Raw genomic sequence first — 15,430 nt, 5'->3', positions numbered from 1 at the left:
GCCGTTTGGCCGCCGCATTTGAATGTCACTGAACATTGAATGTCAGTGACAACTGGCCTGGTTTGGGGGAACCGCCATGTTTGAAAGCCTGATTGGCCTCGTCGCCATCATCGCGCTGTTCGTCATCATTTCACGCCAGCAGAGCCGCATCGGCCTGATCGAGCGCGAGCTTGGCGCCTTGCGCAGCCTTGTGCTTTCGGGCACGCCTGCGCTGCCGCCGCAAGCCAAGGAACCGGCTGTAAACGACAGCAAACCGGCGGATGCCGCAATCCCGCTTGCGGTCGCAGCCGACATGGCCGTATCGCCACGGCCCGCAGCGGTCGTGTCAGCTACAGAGGCCGATGCCGATAGAACGGCGCCGTCCGCGCCGGAGTCGGCGCAACCGGCGGCAGCGGCGAAGGCAGCTCGCCAGTCCGACGTCGAAACGGCGCTCGGTACCCGCTGGGCGGTCTGGGTCGGCGGCATCGCGCTGGCGCTAGGTGGCTTGTTTCTGATCCGCTACACCATCGAGGCCGGCATTTTCGGGCCACGCGTGCGGCTTGTCATGGCGGCGGCACTCGGGCTGGTGCTGGTCGCCGGCGGCGAGTTCATCCGGCGCACCGGCTTCAGGGTGCCGGTGCAAGGTGCTGCCGGTGCCTATATCCCGGCGATCCTGACGGCGGCCGGCGCTTTCATCCTGTTCGGTACCGTCTACGCCGCGTACAGCATTTACGGCTTCATCGGCCCGACGCTCGCTTTCACGCTGCTCGGCGCCATCGGGGTGGCGACGATCGCGGCAAGCCTGGTCCACGGTCAGGCGCTGGCCGGCGTCGGCCTGCTCGGTGCCATGGTGACGCCGCTGCTGGTCGCCTCGCAGGCGCCCAATCCGTGGGCGCTGTTCGGCTATCTGGCGATCGTGCTCGCCGCCACCTGCGTCATTGCCCGCATCCGCGACTGGAGGCTTTTGACGGCCGCAGCCTTCGTCGCCACGGGGATCTGGACCATCTTCTATATGACCGACGCGCCGGGGGCGAACCTTGCCGTCATCCTCTTTATCGACGGGGTGACACTGGCCGTGCTCGCCTTCGTCTGGCTTGGCCGCCGCGACGATGCGGGCGCCGGCAGCGGCTTCGACTGGCCGTCGATCGCGCCGGGCTTCTTCGTCGGCCTTTCGGCGCTGGCCCTGTTTGTCGATCCGGCCTTCGTCGCCATCCGCGGTGCATTGCCGGGGGCCGCCCTTGTCGCAGCCCTGGTGGCGGTGGCGCTCTACCGGCCGCGGGCGCTTGCACTGCTGCACACCGCCGGGCTGGCGACGGTACTGGTCTATCTCGGCATCATTCCGCCGACCACGATCGTTTCAGATTTTTCGGGTGGCGCTCTCGGCGTCGACGGCATGCCGGTCGTGGCGTCCGATGCCTTGATGTTCAGGGTCGGCATCGCTCTCGGCCTGGTCTTCATCGGCGCCGGCTTTTGGGCGGCGCGCCGTTTTGCGGCCTCTGGCTGGCTGCGCGCCGCCGCATGGGCGGCCTGGAGCGCTGTCGCGCCACTGGTCATCCTGCTGGCGCTCTGGTCTGCCTTCGGCAATCTCGACCGTGACCTTGCTTATGCGGCGGTCGCAGCCGTTTTGGTCGGCGTCTTCGTCGCCGGCGGCGAATGGATAGCGCGCGGCGAAGCGCCGCCGCTGACCGGCGGCGCTGCCGTCTCCTTCGCGCTCGGCGGCGCGGCGATTGCCGGCCTGCTGATGCTGCACATGGCCTTCGGTTCAGGCTGGACAACCATCCTGCTCGGAGCAGCCGCCGTCGTGCCGGCGCTGGCGACGCGCTGGCGCAGCTATCCGGTGCTTGGCTGGATTTCCGTTGGTGCGGTGATTGCAGTGCTCGGCCGCGCTGCCTTCGACCCGACCATCGTCGGTGCCGAGTTCCTGTCGAAGACGCCGGTGTTCAACTGGCTGCTGCTTGGATATGGCGTGCCGGCGCTCGCTTTCGGTTTTGCCGCCTGGCAGCTTGCCCGAACCACCAACGGCCGACCGCGCCTCGCAATGGAGGCCGGCGCCGCGCTGTTTGCCCTGCTCACCGTCGCGATGCTGGTGCGCCATGCCATGCATGGCGGCGTCATCGATACGGCTGCTGCGACGCTTGCCGAACAGGCGATCTACACGCTGATCGCCATCGGTGCCGGTGCCATCCTGGTCGCCATCGACATGCGCTCGCCAAGTTCGGTGCTGCGCTACGGCTCGATTGCAGCGGGCGTGGTCTCGGTCGCGTTCATCGTCCTCCAGCATTTTCTGGCGCTGAACCCCTTGCTGACGGACGAATCGACCGGCAGCATTCCGGTGTTCAACCTTCTGTTGCTCGCCTACCTCTTGCCGGCGGTCGCGACAGGCGCACTGGCGCTCTATACCCGCGACAAGCGGCCGAAATGGTATGCGGCCATGCTGGCGGTTGTGGCGGCGGTGCTCGGCTTCGCCTATGCTACGCTGTCGGTAAGGCGCTTGTTCAAGGGCGAGTTCATCGGCCTTTGGAGCGGTCTCGGCCAGCTCGAGACCTATACTTATTCGGCGCTCTGGCTGGTCATCGGCGTGATGTTGCTCACCGCCGGTGTCTGGCTGAAGTCCCAGGTGCTGCGCATAGCGTCGGCGGCGCTGATCTCGGTCGCCGTGCTCAAAGTCTTCATCTTCGACATGTCCGAACTGGAAGGCGTGTTGCGGGCGCTGTCCTTCATCGGCCTCGGCGCGGTGCTCATCGGCATCGGCCTGTTCTATCAGCGGCTGCTGACAAGGGCGGCGAGAGAGGTAAATTAGTGTGAGTCTATGATCACGGGAAAAGGCTATTGACAGATGGCTGTTCAGCATACGGACGTCGTGGATATTGTCGCAAAAGGCAAAAATGGTGAATATTTGCTCAGCATTGTAGATGATCTCGATTGGGATGATGTAGAAAATCATCTTGTGCTTCTAGAGAATAAACTGAATCTATATTGTGTTTTCGTTTTAGATGGGCTACAAAGAACATCCGGATGCTGTGGGGCGACCCGTTATGATTTCGGTGGCATTGTTGTCTATTATGCCAGCCGAGGTACAATGGTTCTTTACCGCAGCTGCGGTATCAGTCGAAAAGGCCGGATTGCAATTTGAAGTTCAGCACCTCTCGAAGGGGAATTTGTAGAGGGGTCTTCAGGTGGGGATCGGCCGGGAATAAACCTGCCGCTGGCAGCGTTATTCAGTTGCTTGGGTGACCGGGGCGGCGGACCGCTTCGCGCTGGCCGCTTGCGCCGCGCCGCGAAGGCGCGTTCAATCACCACGGACAGGGCTCCAGAACCAGCGGTCATGGACGAAAAGAAGGCAGCAATCCTTGGCGAAATACCGCGTCTGCGCCGCTATGCACGCTCACTGTTGCGCGACCGCGATTCCGCAGACGATCTCGTCCAGGATTGTCTCGAGCGGGCACTCGTGCGGCTCGACAATTGGCAGACAGGGGAAAGCCCCAGGAGGTGGCTGTTTACGATCATGCATCATTTGTTCATCGATCAGATGCGCAAGGTGAACCGGCGCGGCGAGGCGGCGATGCTGCCGCTCGAGGCAAGCGAGGCGCAGGCAGCACCCGCCGAGCAGATCGAGAGCATCGCTTCGCGCGAGATCGTCGACGCGCTGCAGGCGATAAGCCCTGACCGGCGCGCGGCACTTGTGATGGTCGCCATCGAAGGGTTTTCCTATGCCGAAGCCGCCAACATCCTTGGGGTTCCCGCCGGCACCTTGATGTCGCGCATCGCGCGCGGGCGTGAGGAACTGCGCGCGCTGCTGGATGATACCGCGCGCCGCCGATCGATAAGGATCGTCGAGAAATGAGCCGGCGCGATTTCTCCGAACGCGACATCCACATGGCTCTCGATGGCGAGTTGCCCGGCGATGAGCGGACGGCCTATGAGGCATGGCTCGAGGCCAATGCCGAGATGAAGGCCAAGAGCGCACGCTACGCCGCCGACCGGGCAGCATTGCGCGCAGCCTTTAACGGCGTGCTGGACGAACCCGTCCCGGTGCGGCTGAGCAAGGTGGTGCTTGGCGAGGCGCCGGTGGTCAGAGTGTCGCCATCGCGCTCGCATTGGTGGCTTGCGGCCGCCGCTGCCGCCATGCTGGTGATTGGCGGTGCTGGCGGCTATCTTGCCGGCATCGGCGGCCTCGGCCTGGAAAATACGGCCGAGGACCAGCTTGCCGAAGAGGCGATTGCCGCCCACGTCATCTATGCCGCTGAAAAGCGGCATGCTGTGGAAGTGCCGGCAAGCGACAAGGATCATTTGCAGAACTGGCTGTCGAACCAGGTAGGTTTGAAGCTCGTCGCGCCAGATCTGGCGGCGCAGGGATTCCAACTGGTCGGTGGCCGGCTGCTGCCTGCCGGCCAGGGCAAGGCCGCGATGCTGCTTTACGAGGACGACAAGGGCGAGCGCATTTCGCTCTTCGTAATCGCCGAATCGGCGGCCAAGGCCAAGGGCACCTATGGGTCCGAGGAAAATGGTCCTGAGGCCGTCTACTGGCTGGACAAGGGTTATGGCTGCGCCGTCGTCGGATCGCTGCCGCGCGAGCAGCTGGCTGCGGTGGCCAAGAGCGCCTATGGCCAGCTTCTGGCGGGCTTGAAAAGCTGAGCAGGAGCTCGTTTTTCTATAGCCGCGCCGATGCCGAAACACGAAGGTCGTTTCAAAGCCTTTGCGCGACCTGCCTGCCTTGAAAACTGTCACAATTCGGCCCTAATCGAGGTGCGATAGCGCTTGCTGAATGCTGGCACTTCGGCTGGTGTGACCGATGTTTAGACTAGGGCCGTTTCCACAACCCAATCGAGGTTTTCTGAGCCCGCATGCCTGCCGAGATTCGCAAGGCCCGCGCGTCCGACGTCGATGACCTCGCCGCCATCGAAAAAGCTGTTTTCTCGAGCGACCGCATTTCTCGCCGCTCCTTTCGCCAACTGATCGAACGCGACACCGCCGAACTGCTGGTTGGCGAGAACGATGGCCACGTCGCCGGCTATGCGGTCGTGCTGTTTCGCAAGGGCAGCGGCGTCGCGCGACTCTATTCGATCGCCGTCGGTCCATTTTTCGGCGGCCGTGGCGTTGGCCGCCTGCTGCTGGAAGAGGCTGAAGCCGCCGCTTTCGAGCACGGCCGCATGATGCTTCGTTTGGAAGTCCGCGAAGACAATCCGCGCGCCATCCAGATCTACGAGCAGAGCGGCTACCGTAAGATCGGCCGTGAACCGGACTATTACGAGGACGGCGCCACGGCGCTGCGCTATGAGAAGACCTTGCGCGGCGACATTCCGGTCGCCACCGAAGTGCCGTTTTATCAGCAGACTTGCGAATTCACCTGCGGACCATGCTGCCTGATGATGGCGATGGCTAACTTCGACCCCGGATTCGTGCCGGATCCGGTGATGGAAATCCGGCTGTGGCGTGAGGCGACGACTGTTTTCATGATGTCGGGGCCGGGCGGCTGCGAACCGTTCGGGCTGGCCGTCGCCGGTTATGAGAGCGGGCTTGCTGCTGAGATCTATGTCTCCTTCTACGGCGCGCTGTTCCTGCAGTCGGTGCGCAGCGAGGACAAGCGCCGGGTCATGGAGCTGGCGCAGGTCGACTTTCGCCGCCGCGCGGAACTTTACGGCATCCCGGTGAATTACCGTTCATTCGGGCTTGACGACATTCGCACCGCGATCGCAGAGGGAAAACTGGTGCTGGTCCTGATCAGCGGCTTCCTGATGTTCGGCAAGAAGGTTCCGCACTGGGTATTGGCCATCGGTGACGACGGCGATCATATCCTGATCCACGACCCTTGGGTCGAGGACGAGCGGCAGGAGACGATCCTCGATGCTGCCAACATTCCCGTGCCTTACGGCATCTTCATGAACATGGCGCAATTCGGCCGCGACGGATTGCGCGCCGCCATCACTCTCGGAAAGCGCGACAGCCAATGACCTGGGTCATCCTTACCGGCCGGCAGAACGATCTCGACCAGGTGGCGACGCCGCACAAGATCATCACCAATCGCGACTACCTTGCCCATCCGGCACTGTTTCGCGGTCAGCGGCCGAAGGTCATCAACCTGTCGAACAATTATGGCTACCAGAGCCGCGGCTATTACGCGTCGCTCCTTGCCGGTTCGCGCGGCCATAAGGTCATCCCGACGGTCGAAACGATGATCGACCTGTCAGAACGCAAGCTCTATGAGCACGCGTTGCCGGAACTCGAACTCGCACTCAACAAGTGCCGCAAGGACCTGGGCGGCGCTTTCCCGCAGAAGGTCTGCATCTTCTTCGGCATCGGACCATCCAGGATCTGGGACCGCTTCGCAAAACTTCTGTTCGACTGGTTCCGTGCCCCGGCGCTCGAGCTCCACATCAGGGACAGCGCCGAATGGGCCTCGATCCGCAAGATCGGGTTCCATCCCCTGGCCAGGATGACCGAGGACGAGGAAACGCACTTTCTCCAGTGCCTGGAGACCTACACCAATCGCGAGTGGCGCGACACCAAGGGCCGCACGCCGGCGCGCTACACTTTCGCAACGCTGGTCGATCCGCATGAGGAACTGCCGCCGTCGGAGATTTCGTCGCTGCGCCACTGGGCCAAGATCGCTGAAAAGATGGGCGTCGAAATCGAGCCGATCACCAAGCGGGATCTGGCCAAGCTCGCCAACTACGACGCGCTGTTCATCCGCGAGACCACTTCGATCTCCAACCACACCTACCGCTTTGCCCGCCGCGCCCAGCAGGAAGGCATGCCGGTCATCGACGATCCGCTGTCGATGATCCGCTGCACCAACAAGGTCTATCTCAACGAGCTGATGACCTACAACAAGGTACCGGTGCCGCCGACAGTGATGATTGCCGGCACCTCGGACCTGGAAGTTGCGGCACAGACGCTGGGCTTCCCGCTGGTGCTGAAGATCCCGGACTCCTCGTTTTCGCGCGGCGTCAAGAAATGCGGCACCTTTGAAGAGTTGAAGACGCTCGCAACCGAATGGCTGGAGGATTCCGACCTCCTGATCGCGCAAAAATTCATTCCGACGGAATATGACTGGCGCGTCGGTGTCCTCGGCGGCCAGCCCTTGTTCGCCGTCCATTATCTGATGGCCAAGAAACATTGGCAGATCGTCAATCATAAGGCCAACGGCAAGCCCGACCAGGGCGGCATCAAGACCTTCACCCTGAAGGAAGCACCGGCCCATGTCGTCGAGACGGCGGTGAGCGCGGCGCGCTGCATTGGCGACGGCCTCTACGGCGTCGACCTCAAGGAAACCAGGGACGGCGTCTTCGTCATCGAGGTCAACGACAACCCCAACCTCGACCACGGCTGGGAAGACTCCGGCGAAAAAGACGAGGTCTGGGTGCGGCTGACGCAGTGGTTCCTGGAGCGGCTGGACCGGCCGGGGCGATAATATCCGAACTGAGGGGAAAAAGATGCTGTTCTTCGTAACCGAAGATTTTCGCGGCTGTGACCGCAAGGAGATCTACCGCCGTTTCCGCGACCAGGGCCGCCTGAAGCCGGACGCGCTTCTGGTGCACCACAGCTGGATCGCAGCGGATATGAGCCGCTGCTTCCTGCTGGTGGAGGCCGATGACGTCACGCTCCTGCAGCGGTGGGTCATCGAATGGGCGGATCTGGTCGAATTCGAGATCGTTCCCGTGGCGACGAACAAGGAGATGGTGGAGGCATTGAGCGAACATCTCTGACCCGTTGGGAACCTCCTGGTTCGCCACACCTGAATGCCGCCTTCTCCTATCAAGGAATTAACACGCGGATCGAGCGTCATCTCAAGGAGATCTAAGCCGGTTGCCCGCGCTTCCGCGAGACTGTCGCACTTAGCCGGACTGCCGGATCGTCGCGCTCGACTTCAGCAGCCGATTAATGTCCGACGCCTTTGACGGCACCCCGATCAAATAGCCCTGGGCCTCGACACAACCCTCCTTTTGCAGGAATTCAAGCTGCGCTTCGGTCTCGACACCTTCGGCGGTGACGGTGATGCCCAGCTGTGCGCCAAGCCCGATGATGGTGCGCACGATCGCCGCGGTATCGCGACTGTCGATGTCACGGGTGAAAGAGCGATCGATCTTGATCTTGTCGACGGGAAAGCGCCTGAGGTAGCCCAGCGACGAATAGCCGGTGCCGAAATCGTCCAGCGCGATGCGGACGCCCAGATCGCGTAGCTGCCTGAGTGTCTTGAGCACCAGATCGCTCTCGTCCATCAGCACCGTTTCGGTGATTTCCAGTTCAAGCCGGTTGGCCGGCACGCCCGAGAACGCCAGTGCCGAGATAACGCTGCGGGCAAAGGTACCGCTTTTGATCTGCACGGCGGAGACATTGACTGCGATGCGCCAAGCCGCCCAGCCTGCCGCGGTCGTGCTGGCTTTTCGCAGCGCCCATTCTCCAAGCGGCACGATCAGCCCAGTCTCCTCGGCGGCCGGAATGAAGTCGTCCGGCCGTACCAGGCCGCGCACCGGCGAACGCCAGCGCATCAAGGCTTCGGCACCGACGATTTCGCCGGAGGCGATGTTCATGATCGGCTGGAAATCCAGCTCGAATTCCCGGCGCGACAGCGCGGCCCTGAGATCGATTTCGAGCGCCCGGCGTGCCCGCACCATCGCGTCCATGGCTGGTTCGAAGAAGCGGTACAGGTTGCGCCCTTCGCTCTTTGCCCGATAGAGCGCCATATCGGCATTTTTCAGCAAAGTGTCGGCGTCCTTGCCGTCATTCGGAAACAGCGCGATGCCGAGACTGATGCCGACACGCATGTCGTGTCTTTTGTCGCGAAACGGCTTTCCGATGATCTCGACGATGCGTTTGGCCAGCTTTTCCGCGTCGCCCGGGCTTTTGAGATTGAACTGGATGATGACGAATTCGTCGCCGCCGAAGCGGGCGACAACGTCCGTTTCATTGCGCAGGCACCGTTGCAGCCGTTCGGCCACGCATTTCAGCAGCCAGTCGCCGGAAGGATGGCCCCAAGTGTCGTTGACCGCCTTGAAGTGATCGAGGTCGAGCGAGAATATCGCCAGCGATCCGTCTCTCGTCTCACTCAGGGCTTGGTCGAGCCGTTCGCGAAGCATCGAGCGATTGGGCAGGTTGGTCAGTGTGTCGTGGTGCGCAAGATGGGTCATGCGCTCTTCCACGCGCCTGCGCTCGGTGACGTCGTCGAACGTCGCGACCCAGCCGCCGCCGCTCATCGGCCGCCGCGCAACCAGCAGCGTCCTGCCGTCAGCGAGATGGCGATGCGTTACGTGTGTTTTCCCCGCCCGCAGGCAGGCTTCGATTTGCGAGATTTCGCTGTCGGGGTCGAGCTTTGTATAAATGCCCAGTTCCAGCAGCCGCTTGAACGCATCATGATGACTCATGCCAAGCGGGAAGTCGGCCGGCCTGACATGATAAAGTTCCAGGAAACGTTCGTTGCGCACGATCAGCTTGCCATCCGCATCGTACATCAAAAGGCCTTGCGACATGTTGGCAAGTGCCGCGTCGAAACGGCGGTGCTGCTCCTTCAACTCCTGCTCGGCGCGCCGTTGGTCGGTGATGTCCTCGTAGATCGATACCCAACCGCCTGACGCCAGCGGCCGGTGCGAAATGTTGACGATACGCCCGTCTGCAAGCGTTTCCTCATAGGTGGAAGGTTTTGCCTGGTCGATATAGGGCTTGCGGATGGCATAGAGTTGCTCAGCGCTTTGCGAGGCGATGCCGATATCCACGCTGTGCTGGAGGATGTCGAAAAACCGGATGCCGGGCCGCACCACTTCGGCGTCGAGCCGAAAGATGCTGATGTAGTTCCTGTTGCAGATGATCATCCGTTCATCGGCATCGAACATGCACAGGCCATGCGACATGTTCTCGACCGCTGCCGAAAAACGCTCGTTCTGTTCGCGTAGCTCGTCTTCAATAGGTTGCGGCTGACCAACGCCTTTGGCCCTCCGTCGGCGGACGGACGAACCAGCCTTGATACCGGCGACGGGCATGAGGCAAGCCTATGGACCATGGTTAACCATGGCACTGTTGTCCCTGCCGGTTAATTTACCGTTTTCAGCCGGCTGGAACGGCAGTCTGGCGTCGCGACTTTTCGATCGTCGCAAAGCGTTTGAGAAAGGCATTCTGCGCCCAAGTCACCGAGCGCGGCGTGACGTCGAAGCGCTCCGCGTTGAAGCCGCGCGGCCGCCCGAAGAACTCCGTCGCCTCTGCCGTCGAAAAACCCGCAAGCAGCGTTGCTTCGAAATAAGCGGCGATCTGATCCGCTCGCTTGATCTCCTTGCGCAGTCCCGCGTCGAGTTCGGCCGGCAGTGAAAAGCGCAGATGGATGGCGCGCTGCAGCCTGATCTCGCAATCTCTGTAGCTGCCGCCCATCACGGATTTGAACGGCGAGATCATGTCGCCGATGACATATTCCGGCGCGTCGTGCAGCAGCGCCGCCAACCGCGCGTCGGCGTCGGCATCCGGCATCAGCTCGCCGACAAGCGTTTCGACCAGCAGCGAATGCTGGGCGACAGAAAAGGCGTGCTCGCCTCTGGTCTGGCCGTTCCAGCGTGCGACGCGGGCAAGGCCATGGGCAATATCGGAGATCTCGATGTCGAGCGGCGAGGGATCGAGCAGATCGAGGCGTCGGCCGGACAGCATGCGCTGCCAGGCGCGCGGCGGCGCCCCGGCGCGATCGGCAGCCATCAGGCATCCTCCGCGCCGATGGCTTCCTGCGGAAAGCTGAATTTCGCCCAGGACGGGATAGCGAGCGACACGGCGACGTCCTCCGCCAGGACCGGCAGGCCGGCGTCGAGCGCTGCCTTGACCCGGTCGATGCGGGCAATGGCAAGGCCTGTCCTGGCCGCGGTCGAGCCAAGCGTGCCGACCGGTCGCCCCTCCACGGTCAACTCTGCGCGCGAAGTGGGCAGGGTGCGTTCGGCCGAGACAATCAACACCCGACGCCTGGCAGTGCCGCGATGCTGCATGCGCGAGACGACCTCCTGGCCGACGTAGCAGCCTTTCTTGAAGCCGACACCGCCGATCTCGTCGAGCAACACGTCATGCGGAAAAGCGTCGCCGAGCTGGTAGTCCGCACCGCTTTCGGCAATGCCATGGGCGATGCGAAAGGCTTGCCATGTGGCAAGGTCGCCGCCATCTGCGGTGTGATCGTAGAAGCGCTTGACGGCAGTATCGACAAACCGCGCATCAGCAAACGGTGCTGATTCAAATTGCGAAGTGGTTGAATCGCTTCCCCATGCGACGGCCACAACCGGCTGATCCAGCTTGGCAATTTCGACTTTGGCGCGCAATTTGTAGAGCGTCAGCCGTCGCATGAAATCATCGGCGGTCTCGGTACGGCATTCAAGTCGGAAAGCATTTTCGCCGGCGCGCGAGATCAGGAAGTCGAAAAGGATCTTGCCTTGCGGCGTTAGCAGCGCGCCGGGCTTTGCTTCGCTGCTGCCGAGCACGTCGAGGTCGGTGGTCAGGATGTTCTGTAAAAAGTGCTCGGCATCCGGCCCGGACACGGAAACGAGTGCGCGATCTCTGAGCGAGGCAAAGGGCATGGTAGGAAAACGAGCCTGATCTTGCAAAACTATCGGCCATTACGTAAGCCGCTGGCACTTCCCCCGCAAGAGACCGGATCCGTATGGCCCCCATCTACGATCTCATCCTGACAGGCGGCACCGTGGTCAATCACGACGGCCAGGGTTTTCGCGACGTCGGCATCAATGGTGGGCGCATCGCTGCCATCGGCGAACTCCGCGAGGCGTCGGCCGGTGAGACGATCGACTGCCGTGGGCTGCACATCCTGCCGGGCGTCGTCGACAGCCAGGTGCATTTCCGCGAGCCGGGCCTGGAGCACAAGGAAGATCTGGAGACGGGCTCGCGGGCAGCGGTGCTCGGCGGCGTCACCGCCGTCTTCGAGATGCCGAACACCAATCCGCTGACCACCAGTGAGGCAACCCTTGCCGACAAGGTGCGGCGTGCCACCGGCCGCATGCATTGCGACTTTGCCTTCTGGGTCGGCGGGACCCGCGACAATGCAAAAGACGCTGGCGATCTCGAGCGGCTGCCTGGTGCGGCCGGCATAAAAGTTTTCATGGGCTCGTCCACCGGCGACCTACTGGTCGAGGACGACGAAGGCGTTGCCTCGATCCTGAGGAACACACGCCGCCGCTCCGCCTTTCACTCCGAGGACGAGTTCCGGCTGCGCGAGCGGCTTGGCGAGCGCATCGCGGGCGATCCGTCCTCACATCCGGTGTGGCGCGACGAGATCGCTGCGTTGCGCTGCACCGAGCGCCTTGTGCGAATCGCGCGCCAGGTCCGCGCCCGGATCCATGTGCTGCACATCTCGACCGCCGAGGAGATAGGCTTCCTCGAACAGCATAAGGATGTCGCGACTTGCGAGGCGACGCCGCATCATCTGACGCTGAGCGCCGATGACTATGCGCAGTTGGGCACCCTGATCCAGATGAACCCGCCGGTGCGCGCCACGCGCCATCGCGACGGGGTCTGGTACGGCGTTGCGCAAGGCATCGTTGATGTGCTCGGCTCCGACCATGCGCCGCACACGCTGGCCGAGAAGGCAAAGCCTTATCCGGCATCGCCGTCCGGCATGACCGGGGTGCAGACTTTGGTGCCGATCATGTTGGATCATGTCAACGCCGGCCGGCTGACGTTGCAGCGCTTTGTCGACCTGACCAGCCACGGCCCGCAACGCATATTCGGCATCGCCAGGAAAGGCCGCATTGCCGCCGGCTACGATGCCGATCTGACCATCGTCGATCTGAAGCGCCGCGAGACTATCGCCAACGCCCAGCAAGGCTCCAAGGCCGGCTGGACGCCTTATGACGGCAGGCAGGTGACCGGCTGGCCGGTCGGCACCATCGTGCGCGGCCGGCGCGTGATGTGGGAAGGCGAGATCGTCACGCCGGGCCAGGGTAGGGCGGTGGAGTTTTCCGAGGCGTTGGCGGGCTAAGCTCCTGTCTCCAAGAGACCATGCTTAGCCACTTAATCGCCGGCGACGAAGAACGTCCATTGTCCGGTCGGCGTGATGCCGACGCGGTAGAAAATGTAGGCACCGAACTGCTTCATGTCGTCATAGTCGCTGGCGGTGACGATCTTGAACAGCTCGACCCGTTGTCTGGCGTCGAGCTTGTCCAGCGGCAGGGCGAAGAAATAGGGCCAGACATAGAGATCCTGCGGCGTGCCGGCATCGACATGGACAAAACCGGCACTGAGCACTTCTTCCAGGATGGCGAGGATCTCCTGGCCTTCCGTATCGCCCGAAAGGCCCTTCAGGAAGGCGATCGGGTCGCCCTCCATGTCGCCCAGCGACAATTGGGTCATCGTGTCTCCCGTGCCGATCAGCGGCCGAAGCTTTTCGATGTCGCCGCTTTTGCACGCCTCGACTATCAGATCGTGCATGCGCCTGACCGGTTCCGGCAACTTGGCGAGGTCGTAGACGACTTCGGGCACAGGCGCGTCGGGATCGACATGCGGATTGGCCACGCCGCCATCATTGGCCGGCCCTTTCGGTTCGGTTTGTTCCGGCTCGTCGGATGGCGTCGGCTGGCTGGCCGGTGGTGGCGTCGTGCCGAGCGGGCCGGGCATCGGCACGGTACTTCCAGGCGGCGACATGTCACCGTCGGGCGGCGGCGTGACCGGCGAAGGCAGGTCTTCGCGCTTGATCTCGCTGAGGGCGTGAGCGGGACTGCTCGCAAGGAACAGTGCAAGGGGAATCGTGGCGCAGGAAGCAGTAAGCCAAATGCCGAGGACCAGGCCGCTCTGCTTGCCTGATATCGAAAAATTCACCGCCTGCTACTCCCTGGTTCCAGCCCATCCATGTGCCCGGATATGATGTCCGGGCGGCGCGCCGTCGTCAAAGAACCGGGGTCAGTGCCGCAGTCTTTCGGGCTCGAAGGCCCCGGCAATCACCTTTTCACGCATGCGATCGAGCAGGGCAAGCGCCGAGGTCTCGCCATTGGTGCGCAGCATTTCGCCGAATGCCGTTTCGAGGGCTGCCTCGGCGATGATTTCCGGCTCGATCCCGGCCGACAATCCTTCTGCCCAGGCTTCGCTGTGGCTTTCCACGGCGGTCAGGCGCTTTTCTTCCCTGACCAGCGCGTCGATGTCGTTGACGCCATGTTCCATTGCGATTTCCACCCTTTCAAGCGGTGATCCGTTGGACAGGGATCAAGCTTGAGTTGTCCCTTTTACACGCAGGCGCAGTAAGTATTTGTAAACGCGACATTTTTTTGGTCGTCTTCTACAAATTCCGTCGCGTCCAGCAAACCTGCGTCCGATCCGTTTCAAACTTAGCCGATTAGGCCGGCCAAGGGGACGGAAACCTTCAGTTTGAGTTAATTTCACATTCGCACGCTAACGTTTCGTTAACATAGTTGCAAAAGTGCAACATCAGGTTTGCACCAAGACCTCACCCGAGGCAAGCGGAGAAGTGTCGAACGCGTCCGCCGCAACGGCGCCGACCCTTGATGCGGCTTTTCCGGAAAGCAGGCTGCCGTCGTCAGTTTCCGTAGCGCGAAGCGATGTCGCGAGACAGCGTCTCGCCTTCCTTCATGTAGCGGCTGATGGCTTCCGTCGCCGAGGCGGTGCATTGCGTATAAGTACCGCCGAACGACCGGTAGCCGCGGTTGAAGCTGGCGATGAAGCGGGCGCGCCGCTCCGGGTTCGGATTTTCCGATGCGATCAGTTTTTCCATCTCGGCTCGCCACCGATCGCCCTTCTCGCCACACAGATTACGCAGGAAATGCAGCGAGCCGAGCACTTCCGCCAGCCGCATCAGCCCGGGCTCGAACGGTGCTTCGGCGGCAATCGCCGGGCGCGCACCGACAACCACACTGACGGCGAGGCATGCGGCGAGAAACGAAGACGTGCGGCTCATGAGTCCTTGTGCTGAAACAATTTGTCGCCTGCAAGGCGATTCTCTGGCTCAGGTCTCGCCGTCTTTGTTGGGACCGAGTAGATCGTCCGCAATTTCAAACACCGCATCGGCGAGCGGCATCGCTGTCATTTCGGCCAGCGTATAGAAAGCCGCGGTTTCGGCGTCGTCGCTGGCCACCGCCTCGCCGCCAGCATAATCGGCCCCAAACACCGTCAGCCAGTAGTCGACCGGATGCCCGTCGCCGCTGCCGTCGATGTGGATTTCCCGCAGCGGCCGGTAGCTGCGCGCCTGCAATCCGGTCTCTTCCAGCAATTCGCGCCGTGCTGCCTGTTCCAGCGTCTCGCCGGCTTCGACCTTGCCGCCGGGAAAGGCATGGAGGCCTTGCGAGGGCGGCCTGGCCCGCTTGACCAGCAGCACCGTGTTCTCGCGCACGACGCAGACCGAGACTGCCGGAATGATCTTGCGTGCTTCCATGGGCTTCGGATCGCTCGATTGGCATAGCCCGTTGTGGACCGGCCGTCGGCGAACAGCTTTAGCGGTTGCGAAAGGCGGGTTCCATGGCCACTTTCACATGCCACC

General features: G+C 62.5%; 15 protein-coding genes. 8 read left to right on the top strand and 7 right to left on the bottom strand.

Annotation, left to right across the window (positions count from 1 at the left end):
- The first annotated feature begins 76 nt into the window (after positions 1 to 76).
- The 7 genes from NKJ55_RS05425 (at position 77) to NKJ55_RS05395 (ending at position 7,685) form a co-directional block, all read left to right on the top strand.
- The gene (locus NKJ55_RS05425; protein WP_352448997.1) at positions 77 to 2,779 is read left to right on the top strand and encodes a DUF2339 domain-containing protein; all 2,703 of its coding nucleotides are present in this window, start codon (positions 77 to 79) and stop codon (positions 2,777 to 2,779) included.
- A 36-nt stretch (positions 2,780 to 2,815) separates the two neighbouring features.
- On the top strand, positions 2,816 to 3,112 hold the full coding sequence (locus NKJ55_RS05420; protein WP_352448996.1) for a DUF6572 domain-containing protein: 297 nt from the start codon (positions 2,816 to 2,818) through the stop codon (positions 3,110 to 3,112).
- Between the two features lie 192 nt (positions 3,113 to 3,304).
- The gene (locus tag NKJ55_RS05415; RefSeq protein ID WP_352448995.1) at positions 3,305 to 3,823 is read left to right on the top strand and encodes a sigma-70 family RNA polymerase sigma factor; all 519 of its coding nucleotides are present in this window, start codon (positions 3,305 to 3,307) and stop codon (positions 3,821 to 3,823) included.
- The gene (locus NKJ55_RS05410) at positions 3,820 to 4,614 is read left to right on the top strand and encodes an anti-sigma factor family protein (protein ID WP_352448994.1); all 795 of its coding nucleotides are present in this window, start codon (positions 3,820 to 3,822) and stop codon (positions 4,612 to 4,614) included. The genes NKJ55_RS05415 and NKJ55_RS05410 overlap by 4 nt, the downstream gene beginning before the upstream one ends.
- 209 nt (positions 4,615 to 4,823) lie before the next feature.
- Complete coding sequence (locus NKJ55_RS05405) at positions 4,824 to 5,930, top strand: peptidase C39 family protein (protein WP_023677756.1); 1,107 nt, start codon at positions 4,824 to 4,826, stop codon at positions 5,928 to 5,930.
- Positions 5,927 to 7,390, top strand: a complete 1,464-nt coding sequence (locus NKJ55_RS05400; protein ID WP_352448993.1) for a RimK family ATP-grasp domain-containing protein — start codon at positions 5,927 to 5,929, stop codon at positions 7,388 to 7,390. The genes NKJ55_RS05405 and NKJ55_RS05400 overlap by 4 nt, the downstream gene beginning before the upstream one ends.
- A 22-nt stretch (positions 7,391 to 7,412) precedes the next feature.
- Positions 7,413 to 7,685: a DUF3303 domain-containing protein gene (locus NKJ55_RS05395; RefSeq protein WP_352448992.1), complete on the top strand. Its 273-nt coding sequence runs from the start codon at positions 7,413 to 7,415 to the stop codon at positions 7,683 to 7,685.
- A 129-nt stretch (positions 7,686 to 7,814) separates the two neighbouring features.
- On the opposite strand, the gene NKJ55_RS05390 is transcribed toward NKJ55_RS05395, so the two are convergent.
- The 3 genes from NKJ55_RS05390 to ygfZ form a co-directional block, all read right to left on the bottom strand.
- On the bottom strand, positions 7,815 to 9,953 hold the full coding sequence (locus NKJ55_RS05390; RefSeq protein WP_352448991.1) for a putative bifunctional diguanylate cyclase/phosphodiesterase: 2,139 nt from the start codon (positions 9,951 to 9,953) through the stop codon (positions 7,815 to 7,817).
- Positions 9,954 to 10,017: 64 nt separating this feature from the next.
- Positions 10,018 to 10,650, bottom strand: coding sequence for a YfbR-like 5'-deoxynucleotidase (locus tag NKJ55_RS05385; RefSeq protein ID WP_352448990.1), 633 nt, complete (start codon positions 10,648 to 10,650; stop codon positions 10,018 to 10,020).
- Complete coding sequence (gene ygfZ, locus NKJ55_RS05380; protein WP_352448989.1) at positions 10,650 to 11,510, bottom strand: CAF17-like 4Fe-4S cluster assembly/insertion protein YgfZ; 861 nt, start codon at positions 11,508 to 11,510, stop codon at positions 10,650 to 10,652. Before ygfZ ends, NKJ55_RS05385 begins: the two co-directional genes overlap by 1 nt.
- Before the next feature lie 83 nt (positions 11,511 to 11,593).
- On the opposite strand from ygfZ, the gene NKJ55_RS05375 reads away from it, so the two are divergent.
- Positions 11,594 to 12,925 (top strand): dihydroorotase, encoded by a 1,332-nt coding sequence (locus tag NKJ55_RS05375; protein ID WP_352448988.1) that lies wholly within the window; start codon positions 11,594 to 11,596, stop codon positions 12,923 to 12,925.
- A 32-nt stretch (positions 12,926 to 12,957) separates the two neighbouring features.
- Here the strand turns inward: NKJ55_RS05375 and NKJ55_RS05370 are convergent, their stop codons facing one another.
- The 4 genes from NKJ55_RS05370 to NKJ55_RS05355 form a co-directional block, all read right to left on the bottom strand.
- On the bottom strand, positions 12,958 to 13,761 hold the full coding sequence (locus NKJ55_RS05370) for a hypothetical protein (protein ID WP_352448987.1): 804 nt from the start codon (positions 13,759 to 13,761) through the stop codon (positions 12,958 to 12,960).
- A gap of 81 nt (positions 13,762 to 13,842) precedes the next feature.
- The gene (locus NKJ55_RS05365; RefSeq protein ID WP_023677749.1) at positions 13,843 to 14,100 is read right to left on the bottom strand and encodes a hypothetical protein; all 258 of its coding nucleotides are present in this window, start codon (positions 14,098 to 14,100) and stop codon (positions 13,843 to 13,845) included.
- Positions 14,101 to 14,473: 373 nt separating this feature from the next.
- On the bottom strand, positions 14,474 to 14,851 hold the full coding sequence (locus NKJ55_RS05360; protein WP_023677748.1) for a TIGR02301 family protein: 378 nt from the start codon (positions 14,849 to 14,851) through the stop codon (positions 14,474 to 14,476).
- A gap of 48 nt (positions 14,852 to 14,899) precedes the next feature.
- A complete protein-coding gene (locus NKJ55_RS05355; protein ID WP_352448986.1) occupies positions 14,900 to 15,325 on the bottom strand; it encodes an NUDIX hydrolase in 426 nt (141 codons plus the stop codon).
- Positions 15,326 to 15,430 lie beyond the last annotated feature (105 nt).

Source organism: Mesorhizobium sp. M0106, from assembly GCF_040322715.1.
GTDB lineage: Bacteria > Pseudomonadota > Alphaproteobacteria > Rhizobiales > Rhizobiaceae > Mesorhizobium.
Note: the sequence above shows the minus strand (reverse complement) of the source record. Positions and strands in the feature narration are given on the sequence as shown.

Excerpts from the sequence above, each read along its gene's own strand:
- NKJ55_RS05425 (WP_352448997.1), top strand. The coding sequence starts at position 77 with ATGTTTGAAAGCCTGATTGGCCTCGTCGCCATCATCGCGCTGTTCGTC.
- NKJ55_RS05420 (WP_352448996.1), top strand. The coding sequence starts at position 2,816 with ATGGCTGTTCAGCATACGGACGTCGTGGATATTGTCGCAAAAGGCAAA.
- NKJ55_RS05415 (WP_352448995.1), top strand. The coding sequence starts at position 3,305 with ATGGACGAAAAGAAGGCAGCAATCCTTGGCGAAATACCGCGTCTGCGC.
- NKJ55_RS05410 (WP_352448994.1), top strand. The coding sequence starts at position 3,820 with ATGAGCCGGCGCGATTTCTCCGAACGCGACATCCACATGGCTCTCGAT.
- NKJ55_RS05405 (WP_023677756.1), top strand. The coding sequence starts at position 4,824 with ATGCCTGCCGAGATTCGCAAGGCCCGCGCGTCCGACGTCGATGACCTC.
- NKJ55_RS05400 (WP_352448993.1), top strand. The coding sequence starts at position 5,927 with ATGACCTGGGTCATCCTTACCGGCCGGCAGAACGATCTCGACCAGGTG.
- NKJ55_RS05395 (WP_352448992.1), top strand. The coding sequence starts at position 7,413 with ATGCTGTTCTTCGTAACCGAAGATTTTCGCGGCTGTGACCGCAAGGAG.
- NKJ55_RS05390 (WP_352448991.1), bottom strand. The coding sequence starts at position 9,953 with ATGCCCGTCGCCGGTATCAAGGCTGGTTCGTCCGTCCGCCGACGGAGG.
- NKJ55_RS05385 (WP_352448990.1), bottom strand. The coding sequence starts at position 10,650 with ATGGCTGCCGATCGCGCCGGGGCGCCGCCGCGCGCCTGGCAGCGCATG.
- ygfZ (WP_352448989.1), bottom strand. The coding sequence starts at position 11,510 with ATGCCCTTTGCCTCGCTCAGAGATCGCGCACTCGTTTCCGTGTCCGGG.
- NKJ55_RS05375 (WP_352448988.1), top strand. The coding sequence starts at position 11,594 with ATGGCCCCCATCTACGATCTCATCCTGACAGGCGGCACCGTGGTCAAT.
- NKJ55_RS05365 (WP_023677749.1), bottom strand. The coding sequence starts at position 14,100 with ATGGAACATGGCGTCAACGACATCGACGCGCTGGTCAGGGAAGAAAAG.
- NKJ55_RS05360 (WP_023677748.1), bottom strand. The coding sequence starts at position 14,851 with ATGAGCCGCACGTCTTCGTTTCTCGCCGCATGCCTCGCCGTCAGTGTG.
- NKJ55_RS05355 (WP_352448986.1), bottom strand. The coding sequence starts at position 15,325 with ATGGAAGCACGCAAGATCATTCCGGCAGTCTCGGTCTGCGTCGTGCGC.